The organism is Anaeromyxobacter sp. SG17 (assembly GCF_022690695.1).
Taxonomy (GTDB): domain Bacteria; phylum Myxococcota; class Myxococcia; order Myxococcales; family Anaeromyxobacteraceae; genus Anaeromyxobacter; species Anaeromyxobacter soli.
In genome coordinates, this window is the sequence record NZ_JALCYX010000039.1 from 1 (window position 1) to 26,828 (window position 26,828).

The following is a 26,828-nucleotide window of genomic DNA, read 5'->3' on the forward strand; positions in this document are numbered from 1 at the left end:
GCCCCGGCCCGGGCGGCGCCGCGGGCCCGCCGGCGTCGGCGCCGGGCTCGACGTGCGCGGCGGCGGTGAGGCGCGCCCCGTCCGACTCGGCGTAGACCGTGGCGGCGAGATCCGCGCCGCCGCCCACCTGCGGCAGGAGCGCCCGCGCCTGGTCGCGGGCGACGTCGAGCCGGGTGATGGCGACACGCCCGGCGAGCGTGGCGACGTCCACGTCCCCCACGAGCGAGACCGCCGTACCGCCCAGGTTCGCCTGCAGGAGCCGCGTCCGGACGCGGTTCCCCCGCTTCTCCGCCACCACGTCGAGCGAGATCGGCGCGGCGATCGGCAGGTCCTGCACGCCGCGCAGGCGCAGCTCGAGGTCGGCGTCGGTGGGGCCCCACGTCCCGCGAGCGTCGAGGTCGAGGTCGCGACCCTCGAGGCGCGTCGCGCCGTCCGCGTCCACCCACCACACGTCGCCGCCGCGGATGGCGAGCGACGTCACGCGCACCGTCAGGCCGCCGCCGCCGGGCGCGGGCTCCTGCGGCGGCTGTGCCGGGCGCGGCGGGGACGGGTGGGCCGACGCGAACGCGCGCGCGAGCGAGAGGCCCCCGCCCTCCTCCTCCTCGAGGAGCACGGTGGGCCCTTCGAGCGCGACCGCGAGGCCCACGCTGCCGCGGCGGAGCTGGGTCACGTCGATGGCGACGCGCGCCCGGTCCACGGCGAGCACGAGGTGCCCGTCGGGATCGACGACGCGCAGGCCACGGATCTCGACCGCGCCGTCCGCCCGCACGACGAGGGCCGCGAGCTCGAACTTCCCGGCGAGCGCGTCGTCCACGAGCCCGATCACCAGCCGCGCGACGATGGGGCGGCCGAAGGAGGAGGTCGCGAACAGGGTGACCGCGGAGAGGAGCACCCCGACGAGCGCCGCGAGGCCGAGGAGGGCGATGCCCGCGAGGCGGAGCGCGGCGGCGAGCGCGCGCACTAGAACGCCTCGCCGATGGTGATGTGCACCGCGACGATGGGCTCCCGGTGCTCCCTCGGCGCGCTCGGGTTCGAGGGGACCGCCGGGAAGCGGTGGTTGAACGGCACGCCGGCGGAGAAGTCCGTCGGCAGCCGCATGCCCACGTCCACCCCGATCGGGCCGAGCTGCGTCCCGTAGCGCAGCCCGGCGCCCGCGGCGAGCTGCACGTCGCGCGGATCGAGGACGGTGCGCCACTCGGTGCGGCTCGCGCTCGGCGCCGCCACGTTCGCGCCGTCCACGAAGACCGTCCCGCCCCAGCTGCCCGAGATCGCGTAGCGCAGCTCGATCGAGCCGTCGACGAGCCCGTTCCCGCCGATCGGCACCCAGTCCTTGTTGTTGTCTTGCACCATGGGCGACATCCGGCGCGTGTAGTAGCCGCGCATGGAGATCGGCCCGCCCGCGTAGAAGCGCGCGACGATGGGCGGCGTGCCGGGCTCGGCGAGGGGGACGAGCGCGCCGACCCGCGCCCGCGCGCCGAGCACGAGCGACCGCGACAGCGGCCAGAACCCGCGCACCTCCGGGAGGAGGCGCAGGTAGCGATAGCCGATGTTCACGATCCGGAAGCCCTCCTGCACCGAGAGCCCGACGTAGTAGCCCCGCCGCGTGTTCACCGGGTCGTTCCGGCCGTCCCAGGCGAACCGCTGCTCCAGGTAGGAGAGCAGGCAGACGCTGCTCGGGCAGCCGACGAGGAGCGGCCGGGTCTCCACGTCCGGCAGCCCCGGCGTCGGCGTCACGACGGCCTGGCGCTCGCGGGAGAGCTGGTACACCTCCAGGTTGTAAGAGGGCACGAACGTCCAGCGCGGCGCGATGCGGACGGGAAGGCCGAGCTGGACGCGCTCCGACCAGAAGGCGTAGGCGGCCTCGAGCCCGCGCTCGAGCTCCACCCGGCTCGACACGTCGATGCGGCGCGCGATGGCGGCGGGCTGCTGGTACTCGAGCCCGAGCTGGCCGACGATCCCCTCGCGCTGCCGCGCCCACGGGGTCGGCAGCCAGGCGTAGCCGGCGCGCAGCTCGACCCCGACCTTGCGCAGGTCGCCGAGGAAGTTCCGGTGCTGCCACCCCGCGTTCGCGCGCGCCTCCCAGCGCGTCGCCTCGATGCCGAGCCCCGGCCCCGCGCGGATGGTGCGGAACGGCGCCTCGCGCACGGCGACCACCACCGGGATGATCCCCCGCTCCACGTTCGGCGTGCCGCGCGTCACCCGCACGCCGGCGAACACGCCGAGGTCGAACACGCGCGCCTGCGCCTTGGGCAGCTTCGAGTCGTCGAACCAGTCGCCCGCGGTCACGTCGATGGAGGCCTGCTCGCGGATGAGGTCACGCGAGACGGCGGCGGTGCCCGCGACGAAGATCGGCCCGAAGCGGAAGCGTCGCCCCGGCGTGACCTCGTAGGTGACCTGCGCGGTCCCCTCGAGCGGGAGCACCTGCGCGGACTGCTTCACCTCCGCGTTCGCCCAGCCGGTGGTGCGGAGCGCCGAGGTGATGGCCCCCTTCGTCCGGTCGTAGTCGGACACGCGGAAGACCTCGCCCACCTCGAGCGGCAGCTTCTCGAGCCGCTTGCGGGCGTCGGGCGCATCGTCGAGGCCGGTGACCCGCACCTCGGTGACGTGCACCGGCTTCCCCTCCGAGATCCGCAGCTCCACCCGCACCCGGCCCCGCCCATCGGGCAGGACCTTCACCTCCTCGACGCGCGCCTCGTAGTAGCCGCGCTCGCGGTAGTAGGCCTCGATCCGGCGCCGGTCGACCGCCAGCGCGTCGGGATCGAGGCGGAAGCCCTGGCGCGCGACGAGCCCGGTGACGCCCGGCGGCGCGGCCGGCTCCTGCGTCGCGAGCTTCGCCTTGATGTCCGCGGCGTCGAGCGCCTTCACGCCCGTGAGCTCGACCTTCGTGACGATGGGCTCGCTGGCGGTGCCGCGACCGCGAAGGCAGCCGGACGCGCCGAGCGCGAGGAGCGCAACGAGGACGACGAGCGCGGGGGCGGCGCGGCGCACCATGGGGCCCCGGGATTATGGCCCACCCCGGCGGGCACCGCCGGCATGTTTCGGGCGCCTGGCGGCGCGCCCGATGGGGGTTGCCGCTCGGTGACTGCGCGCCTACCCGGGCGCGGAGAGGAGCAACCCGAGGTTGCGCTCCTCCCACGCCTTCGCCCGCGTGAAGTCCGGGTACGCGCGCTCGCGCCGGCGGAACTCCGCGCCGTGGACGACGCGGCGCCCGTTCACCTCCCGCGCCGGCACCGCCTGGTGGAGCATCTCGTGGAACACCACCATCGCCACGTAGAACTCGGGCACCTCGGGGCGGTCCAGCGTCGGGTGGATGCGGATGATGCGCGCGTCCTGCACGTACACCCCGGTCTTCACGGTGCGGCGCCGTCGCCCGCCGCGGACCGGCCCCCATCCGATGCGCGCCTCGATGGCGCCGGCGAAGTGGGCCCCGTTGAGCCGCTCGTAAATCGCCTGGAGATCATGGGCGCGACCGCGCGGCTGCAGCCGATCGGCGCGCGGGACGGCGATGCGCGCGCGGTTGTGCCGGACGAAGGCGTCGATGCGGGAGCCGGCCTCGCGCCGGCGGGCCGCGGCGCCGCGCGCGGGGCCCGCGAACGCGGCGAGGGCCCGGACGACGTCCCCGGGGGCCTCGAGGAACATGTGGTGGACGCGGTAGTGCAGCCCCGCCGGGCCGCGCCGGAACGACACCATGGTCGAGCGGTTGTCGTGCACGGTGAGGCGCACGCGCTCGGCCAGGATGTCGGCGAGCGAGTCGGCGAGCCGGCTCGCGGCGGAGAGCTTCGCCTCGCGCGTCGCACGGCGCGCGTCGAAGAGCTCGAGCTGTCGGTTGGCCTGCGGGGGGCGGGGCACGGGCGGGCCCGATCCTACGGAGGGGGGCTCCCGCCATCAAGGGCCGCCCCCACGACCGGCGCGGCTCACGGGTGTCGTGCGGGCGGGCGGGCAGGGCCTCGGCCGGTGCTCGCGCCCTGAACCCTCGAAGACTCAGCCCTCCGTGCCCTCTTCCTCCGCGAGCAGCCGCTCGACGCGCTGCGGCTCGCTCCGGAGCAGGAGGACCTTCTCCTGGCTGTAGGTGACCGCGCCCGGGGCGGCGCCCTTCTGCTTGCGGACGAACTTCGCGCGCGTGTAGGCCACGTCGGCCTGCGGCTCGCCGCGGGCATCGGAGAAGTGCACGGCGAGGTTCGCGGCGTCGAGGAGCGTGTCCTGGTCCGGCCCGCGGCCCTTCTCGAGCCGCACCACGACGTGCGCGCCGGGGATCCCGCGCGCGTGCAGCCAGAGGTCGTTGCCGCGCGCGACGCGGAGGGTGAGCCTGTCGTTCTCGGCCGCGCCGCGGCCGACGAGGATCGCGGCGCCGCTCGCGGAGCGGAACGCGCGGTAGGGGACCGCCTCCTCGCGGGCGCGCGCGCGCTCCGCGGCGCTCCGGGAGCGCGCGGGCTGCTGCGGCCGCGGGCCCGCCCCCAGCCGGCGCGCCTCGCGCTCGAGGCGCGAAAGCTCCTCGAGCGGCGCCCCGTCGATCTCGCCGAGGAGCGCGCGGAGCGCCGCCTCGCGGCCGCGCACCTCGGCCGTGCGCGCCGCCACCCGCGCGGCGCTCTCCACGATCCGGCGGTAGCGGCGGTAGTACCGCTCCAGGTTGGCCTGCGGCGTGAGCGCCGGGTCGAGCGCCACCTGGACCTCGCGCGGCCCCTCCTCCGTCCACTCGGTGACGGTCACCTCCCGCGCGCCCCGCTTCACCGCGCGCAGGTTCGGCTTCAGGAGGTCCGCCATCCGCCGGTCCGCCTCCGCGGCGGGGACGCGCGCCGCCTCCTCCGCGAGCTTCGCGAGGGCGCGCCCTGCGCGGGCGACCCCGGCGCGGACCGGCTCGCGCAGCCGGCGGCGGGCCTCGGCGACGATCCGGTCCTGCTCGAGGGTGGCGTAGTGCGCCTCGATCGCCGCCGAGAGCGGGAAGGGAGAGGCGAGGTCGGGCGTGAAGCGCGGCCGCTCCGGGCGGGCGGGCGGGTTCGCGGGAGGCTCGTAAGGCTCGCCCGGGACGAGCTTGCGCCGCTGGGAGAGGTTTCGCCCCGCGCTCGCCTGGATGATCCCGTCGGCGCCGAGCAGGAAGAGGTTCCCGTGCCGCCCGGTCAGCTCGCCGACGAGGCGGAGCGCGCCGCGAGGCGTCTCGAAAGCGAGGGCCACCACGCGATCGCCCGGCAAGGACTCGAGGCCGACGAGGCGCGCGCCCTCGATCTCGCGGCGCAGGACGGCCTGGAAGGGGAACGGCGAGGGCGGCTGCGGCGGGCGTGCGCGCACGGCGTGGAGGCGCGTGACGTCCGGCTCGGCGGAGAGGAGGAGCAGCGCAGGGCCGGAGCGGCCGTACAGCTCGAGGGTCAGCGCCCGCTCGGCGTGCACCCGCACCGCGTCGACGCGCGCTCCGGCGAGCGGGGCGAGCTCGCGGACCACCGCGTCGATCTCTCCGGCGTGAAGCGACATGCCGCGGATCCTAACGACGAAGGCCCCAAAAAAGCAGCGGCCGCCCGGAGGCGGCCGCGGCGCTGCGCGATGAAGCGCGCCGTCGCTACTTCTTGGCGGTCTTCTTCGCCGCCTTCTTCTTCGTCGTCGTCTTCTTCGCGGCGGGCTTCTTCGTCGTCTTCTTCGCAGGCATCGTGTTCCCTCCTCGGAACGTCCATCCGATGTCGCTTGTCGCTGGACATTCAAGAATGGACAAGTTGCGCGGAGGTTAGCGCGCCGAGATCACACACGTCAAGCAAGCGTCTCGCGAATTTCACCCGCGCGACGCGCGGAGGCGCGGCGCGATCGTCCGAGAGATCGTCTCGCGGTCCGTGAAGCGGCGCGTATGGGTTCACGAAAGGTGATCGGAGCGCGCCGCGCCCGCGCGCCTGCGTGCCTTGACTTCGCGACGTGCGGATCGTTACGTCCCGCAGGTGTTTTAGAGAGGGGAAGCCATGCTCCAGACGAAGCTCCTCGCGTTCACGAACCTCGGCGCCGAGTGGGTGCTGTGGCTCCTCATCGGCCTCTCGATCGCTTCGGTCGGGATCATGATCGAGCGCCTCGCCTTCTTCCTCTCCCGCCGGGCGATCGACGTGGACGCGCTGCAGGCGCGCCTCCTCGATGGGGACCTCGCGGGCGCCGCCGCCGCCGTGGCGGGACGCCGCGGGATGGAGGCGGACGTGGTGCGCGCCGCGGTGACGCACGCCGCGAAGGGGCCCGAGGCCGTCCGCGAGGTCGTGTCGGGGACGATCGAGCGGGCCCGCATCGAGTACGAGCGGCGGCTCGCCTTCCTCGGCACCCTCGGCAACAACGCCCCCTTCATCGGCCTGTTCGGCACCGTGCTCGGCATCATCCGGGCGTTCGTCGATCTCTCGCGCAACCCGGGGGCGGCCGGCGCGGGCACCGTGATGGCAGGGATCAGCGAGGCGCTCGTCGCCACCGCGGTCGGGCTGTTCGTGGCGCTCCCCGCGGTGGTCGCCTACAACCTGTTCCAGCGCGGGCTCCGCCGCACGGCGCAGCGCGCGACGGCGCTCGGGCACGCGGCGGTCGCGCACCTCGAGGCGCGCCCCGTCAGGGAGGCGTGACCGATGGCCGGATTCTCCGGCGGCGAGGACGAGGACGACCTCATCAGCGGCATCAACGTCACGCCGCTCGTCGACGTCGTGCTCGTCCTGCTCATCATCTTCATGGTGACGGCGACGTACATCGTCCGCGCGGCGATCGAGGTCGAGCTGCCGCGGGCCGCCCACGGCGGCGAGACGACCGGCACCGTCCTGACCGTCGTGCTGACGCGCGACGGCAAGGTCTTCCTGGACGGGGTCGAGCGGAACGATCAGGAGGTCGTCGCGCGGACGCGCGAGGCGGTCCGCAAGGACGCGGGCACGCGCGCCATCATCTCGGCGGACAAGGGCGCGCTGCACGGCGCGGTGGTGCGCGCGATCGACCTCGTGCGCGACGGCGGCGTCACGCGGTTCGCCATCCACGTCGAGCGGGAGCGGTGACGGATGGGGCGCCTCGAGCCCCACCTCGCCTACGCCGTCTCCGCCGCGCTCCACCTCGCGGCGCTCGGTGCGCTCTCCCGGCTGCCGCCCCTGCCCGCGCCCGGCGAGGACCTCCGAGTGGAGGTGATCGACGCCGCGCCGCCTCCCGCGCCGGAGCCGCCCGCCCCCACCCCGGAGCCGGCGCCGCCGCGCGAGCCGGAGCCGGCGCCGCCGCGCGAGCCGGAGCCCGCGCCCATCCCTCGCCGCCCCGTCCCGCGACGGAGCGCCCCGGCGACTCCCGACGCGCCGCGCCTCGCGCGCCCCGATCCGGCGCCGCCCCCGCCCAACACCGAGCCCCCGCGCGACGCGCCGAGGCGCGCCCCGGTGCGGGTCGGCGTCTCGATGTCGGCGACCACCGAGGGCGGGAGCTTCGCGGCCCCGGCCGGCAACACGCTCCACGGCGAGGCGCCGCGCACCGCCCCCGAGCCGGAGGACGTCCAGGCCTACCGCTCCGAGCGATACGTCCCCCCGGCACAGGTGACGACCCTGCCCCGCCCGGTCGCCTGCGAGATCCCGCAGGCCGAGTACCCCGAGGCCGCCCGCCGCGCCGGGGTGGAGGGGCGCGTGGTGCTGACGCTCGTCGTGGACGAGGCGGGCCGCGTCGCCGAGGCGAAGGTGGTGGAGGAGCCCGGCCACGGCCTGGGGGAGGCGGCCGTCGCGGGCGTGAAGCGCCACTGCCGCTTCGAGCCCGCCCGCCGCGGCGAGGAGCGCGTGGCGACGCGGCTGCGCTACACGGTCCGCTACGAGCTGCCCTAGCAATCAGGGCAGTACTGCGGCTCCGATCACCCCGGCATCATCCCCCAGCCAGGCGTGCTCGATGCTGAGCTGCTTCACCGCGGACTTCGAGACCTTCTCGTCGAACGCGCTGCGCACGAGGTCGCCGAGCGCGGGGCTGCCGAGCAGGACGCCGCCGCCGAGGATGAGCCGGGCCGGGTTGAGGAGCGTGACGAGGTTCGCGATGGCGGTGCCGAGGAGCTCGCCGACCTCCCCCCAGAGCGCCCGCGCGTAGGCGTCGCCCTCGCGGTAGGCGTCGTCGACGAGGCTCGCGTTCACCCGGCCGAGATCGCCCGCCACGCGCTCGAAGATGGCGGTGCGGGCGCCCGCGGCGATCTCCTCCCGCACCCGCGCGGCGACGTTCACGCCGGAGGTGTAGGCCTCGAGGCAGCCCCAGTCGCCGCAGCCGCAGCGCCGCACCGACGTCTCCGGCCGGAGCGGGCAGACCTTCACGTGGCCGAACTCGCCCGCGACGCCCTGCGCGCCGTCGTAGAGGCGGCCGTCCAGGATGAGCCCGGAGCCCACGCCGGAGCCGACGAACACGAGCACGACGTCGTCGAGCCCCTTGGCCGCGCCGAAGCGCTTCTCGCCCCACGCGGCGACCGAGAGGTCGTTCGCCACCCGCACCGGCAGCCCGAGCGCGTCGCAGAGCAGCGCGCCGAAGGCGACGTCGCGCCAGCCCAGGTTCGGCGCGTTCAGGACGACGCCGGTGCGCCCGAGGCACTGGCCGGCGACGCCCACTCCCACCGCGCCCACCGCCCCTGTGGCGAGCCCCGCCGCGGCCGACGCCTCGGCGATGGCGTGCTGCACGACGGCGACGACGCGCGACGGCTCGCGCTCGCGGAGCGGCTCCTTGTGGGCGGCGACGATCTCGCCCGTGTCGGTGTCGACCACCGCAGCGCGGGCGTTCGTCCCGCCGAGGTCCACGCCGATCCCGAGCGGCATCGCTACGCCCCCAGCTCGCGCATGATCTCCTGCACCTTGCCGCGCACGAGCCGCTCGATCTCGTCGAGCCGCTCCCGCGTGCGCGCCTCGAAGCGCAGGACGAGCAGGGGCTGCGTGTTCGACGCGCGCACGAGGCCCCAGCCGTCGGGGAAGACGACGCGCACGCCGTCCACGGTCACCGCCTCGTAGCGCCCGGAGAAGAACTCCTGCGCCCGCCGCACCACCTCGAACTTCTTGTCCTCGGGGCAGTCGACCCGCAGCTCCGGCGTCGACTCGGTCCGCGGCACGTCGGCGAGGAGGGCGGAGAGCGGCGCGCTCGTCCGGGAGAGCAGCTCGACGAGCCGCCCCGACGAGTAGATCCCGTCGTCGAACCCGAACCAGCGGTGGGCGAAGAAGATGTGCCCGCTCATCTCGCCGGCGAGCAGCGCGTGCTCCTCCTTCATCTTCGCCTTGATGAGGCTGTGCCCGGCCTTCCACATGATCCCGCGGCCGCCGCGCTTCGCGATGTCGTCGTAGAGCGACATCGAGCACTTCACCTCGCCGACGATGGCGGCGCCGGGCTGCTCCGCGAGCAGCGCGCGGGAGAAGAGGATCATGATCTGGTCGCCCCAGAGCACGTTCCCCTTCTCGTCCACCGCGCCCACCCGGTCCGCGTCGCCGTCGTAGGCGATGCCGAGGTCCGCCTTCGTCTCCAGCACCTTCGCCTTCAGGTGCTCGAGGTTCTTCTCCACCGTGGGGTCCGGGTGGTGGTTCGGGAAGCGGCCGTCCATCTCTACGAAGAGCGGCACCACCTCGATCCCGAGCGCCTCGAAGATCGGCACCGCGATGACGCCGCCCGTCCCGTTCCCGGCGTCCACGACCACCTTGAGCTTGCGGCCGCCGAGGCGGAGGTTCTCCTGCACGTACTTCCGGTAGGGGGCGACGACGTCGTAGGGCGTCACCTTCCCCGCCCCGGTGGCGAACTTCCCGGACTCGGCGAGCCGGCGCAGCGCCTGGATCTCCTCGCCGTGGAAGGTCGCCGCGCCCAGGCCGACCTTGAGGCCGTTGTACTCCGGCGGGTTGTGCGAGCCGGTGATCATGCAGATCCCGTCCACGCCCGCGGTGTGGGCCGCGAAGTAGGTGAGCGGGGTCGGCACGACGCCGAGGTCGAGCACGTCCACCCCGGTGGAGGCGAGCGCCGACACCATCGCGTCGCGGAAGCGCTCACCCGAGAGGCGCGCGTCCCTCCCCACGGCCGCCTTGCGCCCGCCCGCCTCGCGGATGCGCGTGCCCAGCGCCTTCCCGACGAGGTGAACGGCCTCCTCCGTGAGGTCCTGATCGACGAGCCCGCGGATGTCGTACTCGCGGAAGATCGTCGGGGAGAGCGTCGCCATGGGGGTCCTCCGGTGCGAGTAATGTCGTGCCGCCCCCCGCGGCGCGCCACGACGGGGCGAACGGGCGCTGTCTAGCACGAAGGGGCGCGCGCGGCCCCCCCGAATCAGAGCACCTCGTCGCGGCCTCGGCGGGTGAGCTCCTCCACCGCCTTGCGCACGTCCTGCGCCCGGTCGCGGCGGCAGACGAGGATGGCGTCCCCGGCGTCCACCACCACCACCTCGTCGAGGCCGATGACCGCGACGGGGCGGCCCTCCGTGGCGATGACGACGTTGTTCCTTCCGTCGATGACGAGCGCGTCGCCCTCGGCGACGTTCCCGGTCGCGTCCGTGCTCCGCACGTCGGGGAGCGCCGCGAAGCTGCCCACGTCGCTCCAGCCGAAGTCCGCGGGCACCACCGCGATGCGATCGCTCTTCTCCATGACGCCATAGTCGATGGAGATGGACGGGCACTCGGGGAAGACGCGCTTCAGGGTGCGGGCGTACGCCGGGGTCCCCAGCGCCGCGGCGATCTGCGCGAGCTGCTCGCCCAGGACCGGCATCGCGCGCCGGATCTCCTCGAGGATGACGTCGGCGCGGAAGACGAAGATGCCGGAGTTCCAGAGGTAGGAGCCGTCGGCGAGGTAGCGCGCCGCGGTCTTCGCGTCCGGCTTCTCGACGAAGCGCTCCACCTTGAACGCGTGGAGCCGCGGGGCACCCTTGCCGCCGCGCGCCGCGAGGCGCGGCCCGAGCTTCAGGTAGCCGTAGCCGGTCTCCGGCCGCGACGGGCGGATGCCGATGGTGGCGATGGCGCCGCGCTCGGCGAGCTGCGCGCCCGCCGCGATCGCGTCGCGGAACGCGGCGGGCTTGGCGATGTGGTGGTCGGCGGGGAGCATCGCCATGATCCCCTGCGGATCGCGGGCCGCCACGTGGAGCGCGGCGAGGCCGACGCACGGCGCGGTGTTGCGCGCGCAGGGCTCGACGATGAAGTGATCCTTCGGCAGCTGGGGGAGCATCCGCCGCGCCGCGGCGGCGTGCTGCGGCCCGCACACGACCCAGGTGCGGTCGGCCCGGGCGAGCGGCGGGAGGCGCGCCACCGTCGCGGCGAGGAGCGGCGCGTCGCCGGCGAGGCGGAGGAACTGCTTCGGCCGGTCCTTGCGGGAGAGCGGCCAGAAGCGGGTGCCGGAGCCGCCGGCCATGATGACGGGGTGGATCTTCACAGGGTCCTCCAGATGGAGAGGAGCTCCGCCAGGATGCGGGCGGTCGCCCCCCAGATCGTGTCGCCGCCGACGCTGAAGAAGTGGACGTCCACGGGCAGCCCCCACGCCTCGGCGCGCTCGGTCCGGTGCGCGCCCGGCGCGAGCAGCGCCGCGAACGGCACGTGGAGGATCTCCTCCACCTCGTGGGCCGCCGCCGCGTAGGGGTAGGGATATGGCACGGTCGCCACCCAGGGCGTCAAGCAGAACGCGGAGGTGAGCACGAGCGTCTCGGAGAGCCGCCCCATCACCTCCGCCTGGGCGGGATCGAGGCCGATCTCCTCGCGCGCCTCGCGCAGCGCCGCGGCGAGGTGCTCCTCCTCCGGATCGACCCGGCCGCCGGGGAAGCTGATCTGGCCGGGGTGACGGCGGAGGTGCCGGGTGCGGCGGGTGAGGAGGACGTGCGGCGCGTCGTCCTTCGCGTGCAGCGGGACGAGCACCGCGGCGCGCAGGAAGCCGCCCGGCGGCATCGCCCCCGGGCGGATCTCGTCGAGCGGCGCGAGGCCCGGCGCGCGCGCCGCGAGCGCGGTCCGCAGCGCCGCGAGGCTCATCGGCGGAGCGCGGCGCCGAGCGGCGCCGGCGCGGCTCCTGCGTGGGCCGCGGCGGTCGCCGGCGCGGGCGGCGCCGGGTGCTCGCCGGCCGGGAGCACGCCCTGCCAGATGAGGATCGCGAGCGCGACGCCGGCGGCGATCCGCCAGACCACGAACACGTGGGTGGTGCGGGTGCGCAGCCAGCCGAGGAGCCAGTCGATGACGAGGTAGCCCGCGACCGCGGACACCGCCGTGCCGACGAGCGTGGCGAGGGCCCAGCCCGGCTCGCCGCGCAGCACCGGCACGGTCTTCCACAGCTTGTAGGCCCCCGCGCCGAGGATGATCGGCACCGAGAGGAGGAAGCTGAAGCGCGCCGCCGCCTCGCGCGTGAAGCCGAGCAGCATGCCGGTGGTGATGGTCGTGCCGGAGCGCGAGCTGCCCGGGACGAGCGCCAGCGCCTGGCCGACGCCGATGAGCACCGCGTCCACGGCGCGCACGTCCTCGACGTGGCGCAGGTGGCGCGCGTACCGCTCCGCGGCGAGGAGCACGAGCCCGAGCGCGACGAGCGAGCCGGCGATGACCCAGTTCCCGAGCGCCTCGATGCGCTTCTCGAACAGCTTGCCCAGCACGGCCGCGGGGATCGTGCCGAGCACGATGAACCAGGCGAGGCGCGACTGTGGCGTCTCGAGCGGCCGGCGCCGGGCGAGCGAGCGCAGGCCCGCCACCGCGAGCGCGTAGATCTCGGTGCGGAAGTACACGAGCACCGCGAGGGTGGTGCCCGTCTGGATGATGGTGGCGAACGCGCGGAAGCGCGGATCGGCGAGGTCGTGACCGAGCAGCTCGCCGAACACGAGCAGGTGGGCGGTGGACGAGACCGGGAGGAACTCGGTCGCGGCCTGGAGGATCCCGAGGAAGACGGCGGCGAGGAGGCTCATGCGCGGACCGAACCCTAGTCCACAGTCCCCGGATCATCAACGCGCGGACTTCCCGCCCGCGGGGCCCTTCCACCGGAGCCGCCCCGCTCGCGGCGTCGACCTGGCGGGGCTCGCGACCGTGGCGGCCGCGAGCCCCCGCGCTGGAGCTAGTAACGATAGTGATCGGGCTTGAACGGGCCGTTCGGCGGCACGCCGAGGTAGCTCGCCTGCTTCTTCGTGAGCCTGGTGAGCTTCGCGCCGATCTGCTCGAGGTGCAGCGCCGCGACCTTCTCGTCGAGGTGCTTCGGGAGCACGTAGACCTTCTTCTCGTAGGCCGCCCGGTTCGTGGCGAGCTCGAGCTGGGCGAGCGTCTGGTTCGTGAAGGAGTTCGACATCACGAACGAGGGGTGGCCGGTCGCGCAGCCGAGGTTGAGGAGCCGGCCCTCGGCGAGGACGAGCACGCGGTGGCCGTCGGGGAACACGAAGGCGTCGTACTGCGGCTTGATGTTCACCTTCTCCACGCCCGGCACCTTCTTCAGCCCCGCGATGTCGATCTCGTTGTCGAAGTGGCCGATGTTGCCGACGATCGCGCAGTCCTTCATCTGCTTCAGGTGCTCGACGGTGATGACGTCGAGGTTGCCGGTGGCGGTCACGAACACGTCCGCCTCCTTCACCACGTCCTCGACGCGCACGACCTGGTAGCCCTCCATCGACGCCTGCAGCGCGTTGATGGGATCGACCTCGGTCACCACCACCCGCGCGCCCTGGCCGCGGAGCGCCTGCGCGCAGCCCTTGCCCACGTCGCCGTAGCCGCACACCACGCAGAGCTTGCCGGCGAGCATCACGTCGGCCGCGCGGTTGAGCCCGTCCACGAGCGAGTGGCGGCAGCCGTAGAGGTTGTCGAACTTGGACTTCGTCACCGAGTCGTTCACGTTGATGGCGGGGAAGAGGAGCGTGCCCGCCTTCTGCATCTCGTAGAGCCGGTGCACGCCGGTGGTCGTCTCCTCCGTCACGCCCGCGCAGTCCTTCGCGACGCGGGTCCAGCGCTGCGGGTCCTTCTTCAGCTCGCGGGCGAGGAGCTTCAGGACGACGGCGTACTCCTCGGAGTCGCTGGCGGAGCCGCGCGGCACCTTGCCGGCCTGCTCGAACTCGAAGCCCTTGTGGATGAGGAGCGTCGCGTCGCCGCCGTCGTCCACGATCTGCGTCGGCCCCTTGCCGGCGCCGAAGTCGAGGGCCCGCTCGGTGCAGTCCCAGTACTCCTCGAGCGTCTCGCCCTTCCAGGCGAAGACCGGCACGCCGCGCGGCGCCTCCGGGCTGCCGCCGCGCCCGACCACCACCGCCGCGGCGGCGTGATCCTGGGTCGAGAAGATGTTGCAGCTCGCCCAGCGCACCTCGGCGCCGAGCTCCGCGAGCGTCTCGATGAGCACCGCGGTCTGGATGGTCATGTGCAGCGAGCCGGTGATGCGCTGGCCGGCGAGCGGCTTCTTGCGCGCGTACTCGCGCCGCACCGCCATGAGGCCGGGCATCTCCTTCTCGGCGAGCTCGATCTCCTTGCGGCCCCAGTCGGCGAGCGCGAGGTCCTTCACGCGGTGCTCGACGGGCGCGGCGGGCGGCTTCAGCTGCTTCTTCCGGGCGGCGGGGACGGCCATGGTGCTCTCCTTGCTCGTGGCTTCGTGTAGTGGGTCGTGAAGATCTTCGGTCAGCGGCGGCGCGCGGCGCGCTCGGCCGTCGCGACGACGAGGCCGGGCCCGCGGGCGCCGGGCTCGGGCGGGAGGGCGCGGACGCGCACGGCGGCGAGGCCGGCGGCGGCGAGGAGCGCCTCCAGCTCCTCCGGCGCGAAGCCGGGGCGGACCTGGCCCATCCGGCGGCGGAGCGCGGCGTCGGCGTGGCGGGCGGCGTCCACGACGACGAGCCGGCCGCCCGGGGCGAGCACGCGGGCCGCCTCGCGGAGCGCGGGCGCGGGGTCGTCGAGATAGGCGAGGACGAGCACGAGCAGCGCGGCGTCGCAGCGCCCGTCGGCGATGGGCAGGGCCTCGAGCCGCGCCTCGTGCAGCTCGACGTTGGGCAGCGCGGCGCAGCGACGGCGCGCGGCGCGGAGCATCGCGCCGGACTGGTCGACCGCGAGCACCTGGCGCACGCGCGGCGCGAGGTCGGCCGCGAGCGCGCCGGTGCCGCAGCCGAGATCGGCGACCGTCCAGGAGGCGGGCAGGAGCGCGAGGAGCGCCTCGCGCGCGACGCCCGGGCCGTACACCTCGGCGCGGAGCTTGTCCCACGCCGCCGCCGCGCCCGCGAAGAAGCGCTCGGCGCCGTCCCGGCGGGCCCGGACCGCCTGCAGCCGTCCGGCGTCCTGCCTCACCGCCGGCCAGCCCTCGCTCTCCGCGCGGGCGAGGAGCCAGAGCCGGCGGGCGCCCGGCGCGACGTCCTCTGCGAACCCGTAGAGGCTCTGGGTCCCCTGCCGTCGGCTCACGAGCCAGCCCTGGCCGGAGAGGACCTTGAGGTGGCGGGAGACGGTGGACTGGGGCAGCGCCAGCACCTCGCAGAGCTCGAGGACCGAGAGCTCCTTGCGCTCGAGGGCGTGCAGGAGCCTGAGCCGGGTGGGATCGGCGAGCCCCTCCATCCAGCCGAGGAGGGCGTCCGCGGGGGGACGGGCGGGGGCGGCAACGGTCATCGTTCCATCCGGATGGACGGATATATGGCGCGGACCCCGCGGCGGTCAAGGACGCCCCGTCGCCCCACGAAGGAAGAGGGCCCGCCCCGTTTCCGGGTGCGGGCCCTCGAGGAGGCGACGGCGCGGGCGGGCGTCGGCCGAATTCCGGCGAGCGCAGCGAGCCCGCCCGGGCGCTGCCGCGTTCGCGGCGCAGCCGCCACGCGGCGGCGCACGTACCCGGCGAGCAGGGGTGGGGCCCCGAGGACGGCGGCCAGCCGTCGTCGGGGCGGGGGCGCAGCCCCCGCAAGATCCGTTCAGGCGCCGGCGACCGCGCGGACCTTGCCGCCGGCGGCGTCGCGGAGCGCGTCCTTCTTGTCGGTGCGCTCCCAGCTGAACTCCTTCTCGGTCCGGCCGAAGTGGCCGTAGGCGGCGGTCTTCTCGTAGATCGGCCGCAGGAGGTCGAGGCCCTCGATGATCTGCTTGGGCGTGAGGCCGAACACCTCGCGGACGGCCTGGGCGATGCGCTCCTCCGGGACGAGGGCGGTGCCGAACGTCTCGACCATCACCGAGACGGGCTCGGCGACGCCGATGGCGTAGGCGACCTGCACCTCGCAGCGGCGCGCGAGCCCGGCCGCGACGACGTTCTTCGCGATGTGGCGGCCCATGTACGCGGCGGAGCGATCCACCTTCGACGGATCCTTGCCGCTGAAGGCGCCGCCGCCGTGGCGGCCCATGCCGCCGTAGGTGTCCACGATGATCTTGCGGCCGGTGACGCCCGTGTCGCCCATGGGCCCGCCGATCACGAAGCGGCCGGTGGGGTTGATGAAGATCTTGGTCTTCTTGTCGACGAGCTTCTTCGGCAGCGCCTTCGCGATGACCTCCTCGCGGATGGCGGCGTGGAGCTTGCGGTTCGAGACGCTCTCCGCGTGCTGCGTCGAGACCACCACCGTGTCGATGCGCGCGACCTTGCCGCTGCGGTACTCGACCGTCACCTGGCTCTTGCCGTCGGGGCGGAGGAAGTCGAGCCCGGCGCGGCGCGACTTGGCGAGCTGGCGCGTCACGGCGTGCGCGTACTGGATGGGCGCCGGCATGAGCTCCGCCGTCTCGTCGCAGGCGTAGCCGAACATCATGCCCTGGTCGCCCGCGCCGCCGACGTCGACGCCCTGGCCGATGTCGGGCGACTGCTGGTCCACCGCGACCAGCACGCCGCAGGTGTTGCCGTCGAAGCCCATCTCCCCGGAGACGTAGCCGATGCGCTTCACGACCTCGCGCGCGAGCTTCGGGTACTCGATGCGGGCGCTCGTCGTGATCTCGCCCGCGATCATCACGTAGCCGGTCTTGAGGAGCGTCTCGCAGGCGACGCGCCCCTTCTTGTCCTGCGCGAGCACCGCGTCGAGGACCGCGTCCGAGATCTGGTCCGCCATCTTGTCGGGATGGCCCTCGGTGACGGACTCGGAGGTGAAGAGGTAGTCGGTGTGCGGCATCGGACGGGTTCTCCGGTGGGCGTGGGGGTGGCGAAGGTACGCGGCGGGGGCGGACCCTGTCAATATGACGGACGGTCCTCCACCGCGCGCGTCTTGCGGCTCTGCGGACGCGCTTTGGGAGCGCGCGATCGTGCCGCCGGGCGGACGGGCGAGGGGTCCTTCCCCTACCCTGACACGGGGCCGAGCGCCGGCTCGGCCTCGAGCAGCTCCGGGAAGCGGCGGAGCATCTCGGTGCGCACCTCGCGCTCGATGTCGTCGGCGGTCGTGAACGAGAGGAGCCGCTCGACGAGGGCGCGACCGTCCTCGGCGCGCGCGGCGCGGATCACGCGCTTCACGAGCGGGATGGCGGAGCCGTTCATCGACAGCTCGGAGACGCCCAGGCCGATGAGCACGAGCGCGTTGGTCGGCTCGCCTGCCATCTCGCCGCACATCGAGACCGGGATCCCCACCGCCTGCGCCGCGTCGCAGATCTGCTTCAGCATCCGCAGCACCGCGAGGTGGAGCGGCTTGTACAGGTAGGCGACGTCCTTGTTCTGGCGGTCGATCCCGAGCGCGTACTGGATGAGGTCGTTCGTGCCGATGGAGAAGAAGTCGCACTCGTTGGCGAGCCGGTCGGCGATGAGCGCCGCGGAGGGCAGCTCGATCATGATCCCCACCGGCACGTCGTCGCGCACCGCCACGCCCTCGCGGCGCAGCTCCTCGCGCACCTCGCCGAGGAGCCGGCGCGCGGCGCGCAGCTCGGCGACCCCCGAGATCATGGGGAACATGATGCGGAGGTTCCCGTGCACCGACGCGCGCAGGAGGGCGCGCAGCTGGATGCGGAACATCTCCGGCTGGCGCAGGCAGTAGCGGATCGCCCGCAGGCCGAGCGCGGGGTTCTCCGCCGGCACGCGCATCCCCACCGGCAGCTTGTCGCCGCCGAGGTCGAAGGTGCGGATCGTCACCGGCTTCGGCGCGAGCGCCTCGAGGACGCGGCGGTAGCTCTGATACTGCTCGCCCTCGCCGGGGAGGTCGTGGCGGCCGAGGAACAGGAACTCGGTGCGGTAGAGCCCCACCGCCTCGCCGCCGTGCGCCACGAGGCTCGGGACCTCCTCCACGAACTCGATGTTGCCGGCGAGCCGCACGGTGACGTCGTCGAGCGTGCGGGCCGGGAGATCGCGCGTGCGGAGCAGCACCTGCTCCGCCTCGAGGAACCGCTCCCGCGCGACCTCGTACTCGACGCGGTCGCCGGGGGACGGGTTGATCACCACCACGCCGCGGCTGCCGTCGACGGCGATCCAGTCGCCGCGGCTGGCGAGCGTGGTGATGCGCCCCACGCCCACCACCGCCGGCACCTCGAGGGCGCGCGCGACGATGGCGGTGTGCGAGGTCTTCGCGCCGGTGTCGGTCACGAACGCGGCGACCTTGCGCTCGTGGAGCAGGAGCGCGGTGTCGGCCGGCGAGAGGTCGTGCGCGACGATGATCGCGCCCTCGGGCGGCGGCTCCTCCACGTCGGGCGCCTGGCCGAGGAGGTTCTTGATGACGCGCTCGCCGACGTAGTCCACGTCGGCGCGGCGCTCCTTGAAGTACTCGTCCGCCAGCTCGTGGAAGGCGCTCTTGATCTTGCGGACGGCCCGCTTCACCGCCCACTCCGCGTTGATGCGGTCCTCCCGGATGAGCCGCTGCGCCTCGAGGACGAGCATCTCGTCCTTCAGCATCATCCGGTGCATGTCGATGATGGCGGTGTGCTCGGCGCCGCCCTGCGCCCCCTGCGCCCGCTCCACCTTCTCGCGCACCTCCGCGAGCTGCAGATCCGAGATCTCGAGCGCGGTGCGCAGCCGGGCGAGCTCGCTCTCCACCTCCTCCGGGGCGAGCCGGCGCTTCGGCGCACGCACCCGCCGCCGGTCCACCGGCCAGCAGCGCCCGATCGCGATCCCGGGGGACGCGGCGATGCCGACGAGGATGGAGGCGGAGGCCGGCGTCATTTCTCTCCGAACCCGTTCTCGATCACCTTCGCGAGCGCGGTCATCGCCGAGTCGGCGTCCTCTCCCTCCACGAGCACGACGATGGAGGAGCCCTTCGCGGCCGCGAGCGTGAGCACGCCCATGATGCTCTTCCCGTTCACCTGCATCCCGTCCTTCTCGACGTGGATCTCGGAGCGGAAGCGGTTCGCCGTCTGGACGAGCTGCGCCGCGGCGCGGGCGTGGAGCCCCAGCGAGTTGACGATGACGAAGGTGCGCTCGTGCCTCGGCATGCGGCTAGCTGCTCCAGTGGAGGTGGCCCGCCACCGCCACCGCGATGCCCGCGAGGGCGGCGACGTAGGCGGTGGGGAGGAGGCGCGCGCCGCGGGCGAGCGCGGCGTAGCCGGTCCCGGCCACGAGCGCCGCGACGATCCCGGCCGCGGCCCCCGCCGCGCCCGCGCCGCGGAGGACGACGATGGCCGCCGCGACGCCGCACAGGGCGACGCCGGCGGCGCGCAGGCGGTCGGCCGCGAGGGGCAGCCCGAGCCGCGCGATCACCGGGACGACGGCGTCTCCGCCGCGGTAGGCGGCGCGGAACAGCCCGAGGCGCAGGGAGAGGTGGATGACGTTGTAGAGGAGGACGGCCGCCACGATGGCGGGGACGCCGACGACGAGCGCGCCGGCGGCGCCGAGCGCGCCGCAGAACGGGCGGAGCGCCGTCCAGAAGAAGCCGTCGCCGAGCGCCGCGAGCGGCCCCTGCAGCGTGGTCTTGTAGCGGATGGCGGCGCCGGGCGGCTCCTCGCCGGCGGCGACCCGCTCCTCGTGGTGGATCGCGCCGCCCACGATGGCGGCGGCCATGAACGGATGGCAGTTGAAGAACTGGAGGTGGCGCTCGAGCGCCTCGCGCCGCCGCCCGGGCTCCGGATAGAGGGCGGCGAGCGCCGGCTCGATCGCGTAGGCGAAGCCGAGGTTCTGCATGCCGCGCCGGTTCCAGGCGGCCTGCAGGAACAGGCAACGCCAGAACACGCGGGCGAGCGTCCTTGGGGGGACGCGGGCCGGGCTCACGACAGGACCCCCCCGATGAGCAGCCCCGCCGCGAGCGCGCCGCCGAGGGCGCCGTAGAAGAAGCGCGGCGCCTCGCGCGCGCGGAGCGCCTTCGCGCCCGAGGCGGCGGCGAGCGCCGCGAAGGCGAAGAAGCCGAGCCTGAGCGGTCCGGTCGCGCCGGGTACCGCGCGCAGGAACGCGGGGATCACCACCGCGGCGAGGGCGGCGCCGGCGGGCGCGAGGAGCGCGGCGACGGCGAACGGGGCCACGAGCCCGTGGAGGTTCCAGCGCACCGCGGCGCGTGCATCGCCCCCCGCGAGGGCGGCCTCGGCGCGCACCGCCAGCCGATCGTTCCAGAGCTCGACGAAGCGGTCCGCGACGCGCCCGAGGTGGGCGAGCGGCGCGCAGAGGAGCACGGCCAGGATCGCCACCTCCGGCGAGACGCCCACGCCGAGCGCGCGCCCGGCGAGGACCGCGCCGCCCGTGATGGCCACCGTGCCGAGCGCCTCGTGCACCGGCAACGCCGCGCCGAGGTTCACCGCGCCGAGCCAGAGCAGCTCGAGCGGTGGGGCCACGAGGAGACCGCCGTGCGGATCGCCGAGCGCCCAGCCGGTCATCGGCGCGAGCGCGATGGGCCGCGAGAGCATGGCCTGCAGAAAGCCTTTGCGCTCGATCGCGGCGAGGCCCGCGACGACCCCTAGGACGAGGTAGGACAAGCCCAAGCAGTGTAACCTAACGGGCCGCGGCGTACCGGCGTTCGATCTCGTCGATCCCCGCGGGGGCTTCGGTGGGCACCGAGCGGGCTTCCACCTCGAAGCCCGCCGCGGCCAGCTCGCGCAGCGTCCGGATCTCGTCCTCCGACAGGAAAACCGAGGGCGTGACGGCCCTGCGCCCCGGGCCGAAGTGCACGTTGCCCACGTTGAGGAGCCGCGCCCGCGCCGGCGTGAGGCCGGCGGCGCGGGCCTCGGCGAGCTGGGCGACGTCGCGCACGAGCACGAGCACGGGCCGGTCGGACTCCGCGAGCGCCCCGAAGTCGATCGCCCGCAGCGGCTCGATCCGCACCGGCAGCTCGGGCGGGACGCACAGGGTCATCGCCGCGCGGGCGAGCACGCTCGACGCGGCCTCGTCGTCCGCCACGACCACTTCCTTCACCCCCAGGCGAGGGAGCCAGGTCTCGAGCACCTGGCCGTGGAGGAGCCGGTTGTCGACGCGGACGAGGGAGATCACGGGGTAGAGACGGCTGCGCGGGCTGCGCGATTCACGACGAACGGCTCGTGCGTGCCCGGGTGCGCAGGAGCTCGGACGCGAGCGTGATGTTCTTCTGGCCGTAGCCGGTGAGGAGCTCGGCGGTGGCGTGGAGGCCGAGGCTCTCCGCCCGGGCAGTGGCGAGCTTCAGCACCATGGGGAGGTTCACGCCGGTGACCACCTCGAGCTTCTCGTCGAGGAAGGTGAGCGCGAGGTTCGCCGGGGTGCCGCCGAACATGTCGGTGAGGACGAGCACGCCCTCGCCTGCGTCCACGCGCTTCACGGCCTCGCCCAGGCGGGCGCGGCAGTCCTCCATGGACGAGCCCGCGCCGATGCTCACCGCCTCGGACTGCTCGAGGCGACCGACGATGCCCTCCGCGGTGCGGAGCAGCTCCTGCGCGAGATTGCCGTGCGTGGCGACGACGAGACCGACCATCAGGATGCTCCTCCCCCGGCGCGGGCGTACCATAGCCTCGCGCGCCCCCGGGGGCCAGCGGTGCCGGCGCCCTACTCCTTCTCCACGTCCCGGTGCCACAGCCGGACCGGCTGGCCGCCCGCCTCCAGCCGCTCCGAGAGCGCGCCGGCGAGCGCCACCGAGCGGTGCTTTCCGCCGGTGCAGCCGATCGCGATCGTGAGGTAGCTCTTCCCCTCGGCGCGGTAGCGCGGGAGCAGGAAGCCGAGCAGGTCGACGGTGCGCTCGAGGAAGGCCTTCGCGTCGGCCTGGCCGAGCACGAAGCTCGCCACGCGCGGGTCCGTGCCCGGGTGCGACTTCAGCTCGGGGATGAAGTAGGGGTTCGGGAGGAACCGCACGTCGAGCACGAGGTCGGCGTGGGTGGGCAGGCCGAAGCGGAACCCGAACGAAACCACCGTGACGCCGAGCCGGGCGCCCTCCGAGGACCCGAAGCGCCGGGTGACGAGCCGCTTCAGCTCGTGGACGTTCAGCGTCGTCGTGTCGATCACCTCGTCGGCGATCGCCTTCAGCGCGGCGAGGGCGCGGCGCTCGGCGGCGATGCCGTCGGGGACGGTGCCGGTCTCGCCGGCGAGCGGGTGGCGCCGCCGCGTCTCCGAGTAGCGGCGCACGAGGGACTCGTCGGAGGCGTCGAGGAACAGCACCTCGACGTCCGCCCCCTGCTGGCGGATCTCCTGGATGACGCGCGGGGCGTCGGCGAGGAAGCGCCCCTCGCGCGCGTCGACGACGAGCGCGAGGCGCGACACCTCGCCGGCGGTGTGGCCCGAGAGCTCGAGCAGCTTCTCGAGGAACAGGATGGGCAGGTTGTCGACGCAGTAGAAGCCGGCGTCCTCGAGCGCGCGGAGCGCGGTGGACTTCCCCGAGCCGGACACGCCGGTGAGGATCACGACCTCCGCCGCGCCGTGGTTCGCGTTCTCGATCATTCGACGTCCAGCTCCCCGACTCGCCCGCCGGGGGCGAGCGCGATCGCGCGGTTCAGCCGCTCCTGGAACTCCCGGGCCGAGTGGTGGCCCTGGAGCTTCAGGAGGTGGTTGCGCGCCGCGACCTCGACGATGGTGGTCATGTTGCGGCCCGGACGGACCGGGACGATGAGCATCGGGATCTCCACGTCGAGGATGCGGAACTTCTTCTCCTCGACGCCCAGGCGGTCGTACTCCACGCTGGGATCCCACTCCACGAGCTCGAGGACGATCTCGATCTTCTTCCGCTCGCGGATGGACGCGACGCCGAAGAGATCCTTGATGTTGATGATCCCGAGCCCGCGGATCTCCATGTGGTGCTTGATGATCTCGGAGCCGGCGCCGTAGACGGAGTCGGGCGTACGCCGCTTCACGTCGACGATGTCGTCCGCGACGAGGCGGTGGCCGCGCATGACGAGGTCGAGCGCGATCTCGCTCTTGCCGATGCCCGACTTGCCGAGGAGCAGGATGCCGACGCCGAAGACGTCGAGCAGCACCCCGTGCATCGAGGTCTGCGCGGTGAGGATGTCCTCGAGGTAGTTCTGGACGCCCTCGATGAAGGTCGAGCTGAGGTGCGTCGTGCGCAGGAGCGGCACCCCGGACTCGTCGGCCGCGGCCGCCATCTCGGGCGGCACCTCGAGCCCCTTCGTCACGACGAGGCAGGCGATGTCGGCGGAGAAGAAGCTCCGCAGGACGTCCACCGCGCGCTCGCGCGGCAGCGTCTGCAGGTAGCTCATCTCGGTGTTGCCGAACACCTGGACCCGCTCGCGGTGGAGGTTCTCGGTGAAGCCGGCCAGCACGAGCCCGGGCTTCTGGATCCGGGCGGAGCTGATGCGGCGCGAGAGCCCTTGCTTGCCCGCGACGAGGGTGAGCCGGAGGTCGAACTTCTTGTCGTCGAGGAGGGCCCCGACGCGGATCGCGTCCATCGCGGCGGAGTCTAACCCGCGGAAACGGCTGGCCGCTACCTCGTCGGCACGCCTCCCCGGGCCCGCCGCGCCCCGAGGTCCGCGCCGCAGGGCCGGGCGCGGAACGCCGGCGCGCCGCGCGGACCGGGACGGGCGGACGGAGCGAGCGGGCGGAGGGCCACGGCGAGCGCCGCGGCCCGGGTCGCGCGCGATCGGCGCTCGCCGGCCACCCCGCCGCGCCCCCGCTTCCTCCGCGCGGGCCGCGCGCCTTCGACCCGGTGGGGGCCCGCGCGAGGTCACGCGGCCCGACTCGCGCGTTGACGGTATGCTCGGCCGGTCACTAGATTGCCCCGCTCCGATGCAGCTCAAGGTCCTCTACCACGGCAACTGCTTCGACGGCTGCGCCTCCGCGGCGCTCTTCAGCCGCTTCTTCGAGGAGCGCGAGGGGACGCGGCTCTCCACGGTCCGACACGTGCCGCTGCAGCACGGCGCCGGCGATCCGTTCCCGCCCGGCGCCTTCGACGGCGACGTGAACGCCTGCGTCGACTTCCGCTTCTCCCCGTCGCCCGACCTTCACTGGTGGTTCGACCATCACGCGAGCGCCTTCCCCACCCCCCACGATCGCGCCCTGTTCGAGCGGGACGTGAGCGGCCAGAAGTTCTGGGACCCGGCCGCGCCGAGCTGCACCGGCTTCATGGCCCGCACGCTCGCGGAGCGCTTCGACTGGCGCGCCGAGGATCTCGCGGAGCTCGTCCGCTGGGCCGACGTCATCGACGCGGCCCGGTTCGACTCGCCCGCCACCGCGGTGCGGCTGGAGGCGCCGGCGCTGCGGATCATGACGCTGCTCGAGGCGACGAAGGACCCGGCGGTCCCCGCCCGGCTCATCGAGGCCCTGCAGCACCGGCCGCTCGCCGAGATCGCGGCCGAGCCCTGGGTGGCACAGCCGCTCGAGCCCATCCTCGCGCGCCACGCGGACGCCATCGAGGTGTACCGTCGCCTCGCCCGCGTCGAGCAGGGCGTCGTCATGATCGATCTCACCCGCACGCCCATCGAGTCGGCGAACAAGTTCATCGCGTACGAGCTCTTCCCCGAGGCCCGCTACACGGTGGTCGTGAGCCGCGACCCCAAGCGCGCCAAGGTGTCGGTCGGGTCGAACCCGTGGGCCCGGCCGCCGCGCGCGCACGACATCTCCAAGCTGTGCGAGCGGTACGGCGGCGGCGGCCACCCGGTCGTCGGCGCCGTGTCGCTCGCACCTGATCACGTCGAGGACGCGCGGCGCATCGCCGGCGAGATCGCCGCGGCGCTGCGCACGGAGCCGACCGCGCCATGACCCCCGGCCAGTACATCCTCGTCGTCGACGACGACGACGACTTCCGCGAGGCGCTCTCCGAGGTGCTCTCCGAGGCGGGCTACCCGGTGCAGAAGGCCGAGAACGGTGAGATCGCCCTGCAGCGGGTGGCCGACGAGGCGCCCGGCATCGTGCTGCTCGACCTCAAGATGCCGGTGCTCGACGGCTGGGGCGTGATGGAGCGCATGCGCGGCGACGCCAAGAGCTCCGCGGTGCCGATCCTGATCCTCTCTGCCTACGGGTTCGAGTGGGAGGCGGAGCTCCTCGGCGCGCAGGGCTACATCCCGAAGTCGGTCGGGATGGACGAGATCCTCGAGCGCGTCCGCAAGGCCGCCGGCCCGCCGCCGATGCGGCATTGAGGATCGCGGGGACGCAGTCCCCGTTTCAATGCGTCGTCACGACCAGCTCGGGACCCGGCGTCACCGGCGTGCAGCCGCCCTCCCACACGTCGAAGACGCGGAAGCGCTTGTCCCAGAGCTTCCGGAGCAGGGGCATCGCGACGTTGTAGACGGGGATGCCCTTGGGCGTACGGCCGTCCGTCTTGCCGTGGTGGGCGTGGCCGTGGAACACGGCGCACGCGCCGAACGCCTCGCACGGCGCGGAGAGGCGCGACGTCCCGAGGTACGGCCGGATCTCCGCCTCCTCGCCCTGGCAGGTCTCGGCGATGGGCGCGTAGTGCGTCATGACGATCTTCATCGGCGTGTCGAGCTGGCCGAGCGCGGCCTCGAGCTTCAGCGCCTCGTTGACCGCCTCCTGCACGAACGCCTTGATGATCGGCTCGCCGAAGGCCTGCAGCATGGCCCGCTCGAACCCCCCGGCGAACCCCTTCACGCCGGCGATGCCGACGCGCTTGTCGAACACGGCGTGGTCGCCGTCGAGCACCTCGATGCTCGATTCGCCGAGGATCCGGACGAGGTCCTTCACCACCCCGCCCTCGAAGTCGTGGTTGCCGAGCACGGCGGCGCACGGCACGCGCAAGAGCGCGAACGCCTCGGCGAGCGTCTTCGCCTCGTCGATGGTGCCGTGGTCGGTGAGGTCTCCCGCGAGCAGGAGCCCCTCCGCCTCGCCGTTCACGATCTTCACGAGCTCGCGGAAGCGGCCGTGCTGGTCCTGTCGGCAGTGGAGATCAGCGACCGCCGCCAGCCGGAAGGTCCCGTTCCCGTCCGCCATCGTTCTCCTTCCCCGTCACCCGCTCGGCTTCGTCCCACTTGCGACCGTCCTCGTAGCCGAGGTGATCGAGGTCGTGCCGGTACTGCACCCGCGAGATGAGCGTCCCGCGGCAGACCGGGCGCACGTGGTTACCCTCGGCGATGTCCGCGCGAGTACGCTCCATGAGCGCGTGGAGCACGCGGTCCGGCACCTTGCCCCGCTCCCCCGGGTAGGTGAACCGGTAGAGCATGAGGTGCGAGAAGAGCACCTCCCAGTAGCGCTCGAAGCGCATGAGGAGCCGGTCCCAGTCGAGCCACTCGCCGCACGCCCGGAGCAGGTGGTTCACGTCCGCGCCGTCGTACCGCTCGCGCTCGAGGACGAAGCCCTTCGACCAGATGATCTCCTCGGGGGGCGCGAGCAGCACGTCGACGCCCATCACGCGGCCGGGGCGCGCGTGCTCGAACCACAGGTCGTCGACCACGGCGACGCCGTTGCCCGAGGAGAAGATGAGGTCCACGAACCACTCGCCCCGGAAGCCCTTCCCGATCCAGGACGGGTCGGTCATCTCGGTGCGGAACCCGGCGCCCTCGAGGACGCGGAAGGCGTCCTCCACGTCCCGCTGGCGGAGGAAGATGTCGAGGTCCTTCGTGTCGCGGAAGATGCCGGTGTACTCGAAGAAGGCGTAGGCCCCCGCGACGAGGTGCGGCACGCCGGCCTCGGTGAGCGCGCGCAGCGCGTCCGCCCGCGCGTCGATCTCGCCCGCGTCGCGATCGCGAGTCACGAGATGTTCCCCCGGCCGTCCGGTCGTTTCGGTCGAGATCATGGGGAGAACTTGCGGCTGGCGGTCG

At 73.7% G+C, this 26,828-nt stretch carries 27 protein-coding genes and 1 pseudogene; 5 read left to right on the forward strand and 23 right to left on the reverse strand.

Translation table 11 applies throughout. The features are described 5' to 3' along the window. The 5 genes and pseudogenes from MNY60_RS14630 to MNY60_RS14650 all read right to left on the reverse strand — a co-directional run. Window positions 1–961 (reverse strand): annotated as a pseudogene (locus MNY60_RS14630) (translocation/assembly module TamB); the annotation flags it as partial. Continuing rightward, on the reverse strand, window positions 961–2,991 hold the full coding sequence (locus tag MNY60_RS14635; protein WP_242341493.1) for an outer membrane protein assembly factor: 2,031 nt from the start codon (window positions 2,989–2,991) through the stop codon (window positions 961–963). The gene MNY60_RS14635 and the pseudogene MNY60_RS14630, both read right to left, overlap by 1 nt. Window positions 2,992–3,090: 99 nt before the next feature. Then, entirely contained in the window at window positions 3,091–3,849 is a 759-nt protein-coding gene (locus tag MNY60_RS14640; protein WP_242341492.1) for a hypothetical protein, read from the reverse strand. A 132-nt stretch (window positions 3,850–3,981) separates the two neighbouring features. Continuing rightward, on the reverse strand, window positions 3,982–5,463 hold the full coding sequence (locus tag MNY60_RS14645; protein WP_242360940.1) for an NFACT RNA binding domain-containing protein: 1,482 nt from the start codon (window positions 5,461–5,463) through the stop codon (window positions 3,982–3,984). An 85-nt stretch (window positions 5,464–5,548) separates the two neighbouring features. Then, window positions 5,549–5,698, reverse strand: a complete 150-nt coding sequence (locus MNY60_RS14650) for a hypothetical protein (protein ID WP_242341563.1) — start codon at window positions 5,696–5,698, stop codon at window positions 5,549–5,551. Between the two features lie 238 nt (window positions 5,699–5,936). On the opposite strand from MNY60_RS14650, the gene MNY60_RS14655 reads away from it, so the two are divergent. From MNY60_RS14655 to MNY60_RS14665, 3 genes are read left to right on the forward strand one after another with little or no spacing between them, the layout of a single operon-like run. Continuing rightward, complete coding sequence (locus tag MNY60_RS14655; protein ID WP_242341564.1) at window positions 5,937–6,566, forward strand: MotA/TolQ/ExbB proton channel family protein; 630 nt, start codon at window positions 5,937–5,939, stop codon at window positions 6,564–6,566. Window positions 6,567–6,569: 3 nt separating this feature from the next. Continuing rightward, a complete protein-coding gene (locus MNY60_RS14660; protein WP_242341565.1) occupies window positions 6,570–6,983 on the forward strand; it encodes a biopolymer transporter ExbD in 414 nt (137 codons plus the stop codon). Between the two features lie 3 nt (window positions 6,984–6,986). After that, on the forward strand, window positions 6,987–7,778 hold the full coding sequence (locus MNY60_RS14665; protein WP_242360942.1) for an energy transducer TonB: 792 nt from the start codon (window positions 6,987–6,989) through the stop codon (window positions 7,776–7,778). Between the two features lie 3 nt (window positions 7,779–7,781). Here the strand turns inward: MNY60_RS14665 and MNY60_RS14670 are convergent, their stop codons facing one another. The 16 genes from MNY60_RS14670 to hprK all read right to left on the reverse strand — a co-directional run bounded on the left by MNY60_RS14670 (window position 7,782) and on the right by hprK (window position 23,504). Next, window positions 7,782–8,741 carry an ROK family protein gene (locus MNY60_RS14670; protein WP_242341472.1) on the reverse strand — a complete coding sequence of 320 codons (960 nt, stop codon included), beginning with the start codon at window positions 8,739–8,741 and terminating at the stop codon, window positions 7,782–7,784. Window positions 8,742–8,743: 2 nt separating this feature from the next. Next, window positions 8,744–10,114 (reverse strand): phosphomannomutase/phosphoglucomutase, encoded by a 1,371-nt coding sequence (locus tag MNY60_RS14675; RefSeq protein ID WP_242357013.1) that lies wholly within the window; start codon window positions 10,112–10,114, stop codon window positions 8,744–8,746. Window positions 10,115–10,218: 104 nt separating this feature from the next. After that, window positions 10,219–11,310, reverse strand: a complete 1,092-nt coding sequence (locus MNY60_RS14680; RefSeq protein ID WP_242357011.1) for a mannose-1-phosphate guanylyltransferase — start codon at window positions 11,308–11,310, stop codon at window positions 10,219–10,221. Further along, the gene (locus MNY60_RS14685; RefSeq protein WP_242360944.1) at window positions 11,307–11,897 is read right to left on the reverse strand and encodes a CoA pyrophosphatase; all 591 of its coding nucleotides are present in this window, start codon (window positions 11,895–11,897) and stop codon (window positions 11,307–11,309) included. The genes MNY60_RS14680 and MNY60_RS14685 overlap by 4 nt, the downstream gene beginning before the upstream one ends. Further along, window positions 11,894–12,811 carry an undecaprenyl-diphosphate phosphatase gene (locus tag MNY60_RS14690; protein WP_242341074.1) on the reverse strand — a complete coding sequence of 306 codons (918 nt, stop codon included), beginning with the start codon at window positions 12,809–12,811 and terminating at the stop codon, window positions 11,894–11,896. The genes MNY60_RS14685 and MNY60_RS14690 overlap by 4 nt, the downstream gene beginning before the upstream one ends. 146 nt (window positions 12,812–12,957) lie before the next feature. Then, entirely contained in the window at window positions 12,958–14,439 is a 1,482-nt protein-coding gene (gene ahcY / locus MNY60_RS14695) for an adenosylhomocysteinase (RefSeq protein WP_242341075.1), read from the reverse strand. Window positions 14,440–14,489: 50 nt separating this feature from the next. Next, the gene (locus MNY60_RS14700) at window positions 14,490–15,458 is read right to left on the reverse strand and encodes a metalloregulator ArsR/SmtB family transcription factor (protein WP_242341076.1); all 969 of its coding nucleotides are present in this window, start codon (window positions 15,456–15,458) and stop codon (window positions 14,490–14,492) included. 293 nt (window positions 15,459–15,751) lie between these two features. Beyond that, window positions 15,752–16,921 (reverse strand): methionine adenosyltransferase, encoded by a 1,170-nt coding sequence (gene metK / locus MNY60_RS14705; RefSeq protein WP_242341077.1) that lies wholly within the window; start codon window positions 16,919–16,921, stop codon window positions 15,752–15,754. A 164-nt stretch (window positions 16,922–17,085) separates the two neighbouring features. After that, window positions 17,086–18,885 carry a phosphoenolpyruvate--protein phosphotransferase gene (gene ptsP, locus MNY60_RS14710; protein WP_242341078.1) on the reverse strand — a complete coding sequence of 600 codons (1,800 nt, stop codon included), beginning with the start codon at window positions 18,883–18,885 and terminating at the stop codon, window positions 17,086–17,088. After that, window positions 18,882–19,154, reverse strand: a complete 273-nt coding sequence (locus tag MNY60_RS14715) for an HPr family phosphocarrier protein (protein WP_242341079.1) — start codon at window positions 19,152–19,154, stop codon at window positions 18,882–18,884. The genes ptsP and MNY60_RS14715 overlap by 4 nt, the downstream gene beginning before the upstream one ends. A 4-nt stretch (window positions 19,155–19,158) precedes the next feature. Further along, window positions 19,159–19,926, reverse strand: a complete 768-nt coding sequence (locus tag MNY60_RS14720; RefSeq protein ID WP_242341080.1) for a PTS system mannose/fructose/sorbose family transporter subunit IID — start codon at window positions 19,924–19,926, stop codon at window positions 19,159–19,161. Continuing rightward, window positions 19,923–20,627: a PTS sugar transporter subunit IIC gene (locus tag MNY60_RS14725; RefSeq protein WP_242341081.1), complete on the reverse strand. Its 705-nt coding sequence runs from the start codon at window positions 20,625–20,627 to the stop codon at window positions 19,923–19,925. Before MNY60_RS14725 ends, MNY60_RS14720 begins: the two co-directional genes overlap by 4 nt. A 10-nt stretch (window positions 20,628–20,637) precedes the next feature. Continuing rightward, window positions 20,638–21,132 carry a PTS sugar transporter subunit IIB gene (locus tag MNY60_RS14730; RefSeq protein ID WP_242341082.1) on the reverse strand — a complete coding sequence of 165 codons (495 nt, stop codon included), beginning with the start codon at window positions 21,130–21,132 and terminating at the stop codon, window positions 20,638–20,640. Between the two features lie 31 nt (window positions 21,133–21,163). Continuing rightward, window positions 21,164–21,586 (reverse strand): PTS sugar transporter subunit IIA, encoded by a 423-nt coding sequence (locus tag MNY60_RS14735; protein ID WP_242341083.1) that lies wholly within the window; start codon window positions 21,584–21,586, stop codon window positions 21,164–21,166. A 71-nt stretch (window positions 21,587–21,657) separates the two neighbouring features. Next, on the reverse strand, window positions 21,658–22,542 hold the full coding sequence (gene rapZ / locus MNY60_RS14740; protein ID WP_242341084.1) for an RNase adapter RapZ: 885 nt from the start codon (window positions 22,540–22,542) through the stop codon (window positions 21,658–21,660). Continuing rightward, window positions 22,539–23,504 (reverse strand): HPr(Ser) kinase/phosphatase, encoded by a 966-nt coding sequence (gene hprK, locus MNY60_RS14745; protein ID WP_242341085.1) that lies wholly within the window; start codon window positions 23,502–23,504, stop codon window positions 22,539–22,541. Before hprK ends, rapZ begins: the two co-directional genes overlap by 4 nt. 337 nt (window positions 23,505–23,841) lie before the next feature. On the opposite strand from hprK, the gene MNY60_RS14750 reads away from it, so the two are divergent. Beyond that, complete coding sequence (locus MNY60_RS14750) at window positions 23,842–24,813, forward strand: phosphoesterase (protein ID WP_242340582.1); 972 nt, start codon at window positions 23,842–23,844, stop codon at window positions 24,811–24,813. Continuing rightward, on the forward strand, window positions 24,810–25,190 hold the full coding sequence (locus tag MNY60_RS14755) for a response regulator (protein WP_242340581.1): 381 nt from the start codon (window positions 24,810–24,812) through the stop codon (window positions 25,188–25,190). Before MNY60_RS14750 ends, MNY60_RS14755 begins: the two co-directional genes overlap by 4 nt. Window positions 25,191–25,215: 25 nt before the next feature. Here MNY60_RS14755 and MNY60_RS14760 read toward each other — a convergent pair whose 3' ends face one another. Together MNY60_RS14760 and MNY60_RS14765 are read right to left on the reverse strand one after the other, a co-directional pair. Beyond that, on the reverse strand, window positions 25,216–26,001 hold the full coding sequence (locus MNY60_RS14760) for a metallophosphoesterase (RefSeq protein WP_242340580.1): 786 nt from the start codon (window positions 25,999–26,001) through the stop codon (window positions 25,216–25,218). Then, a complete protein-coding gene (locus MNY60_RS14765) occupies window positions 25,958–26,761 on the reverse strand; it encodes a nucleotidyltransferase family protein (protein WP_242340579.1) in 804 nt (267 codons plus the stop codon). The genes MNY60_RS14760 and MNY60_RS14765 overlap by 44 nt, the downstream gene beginning before the upstream one ends. Window positions 26,762–26,828 lie beyond the last annotated feature (67 nt).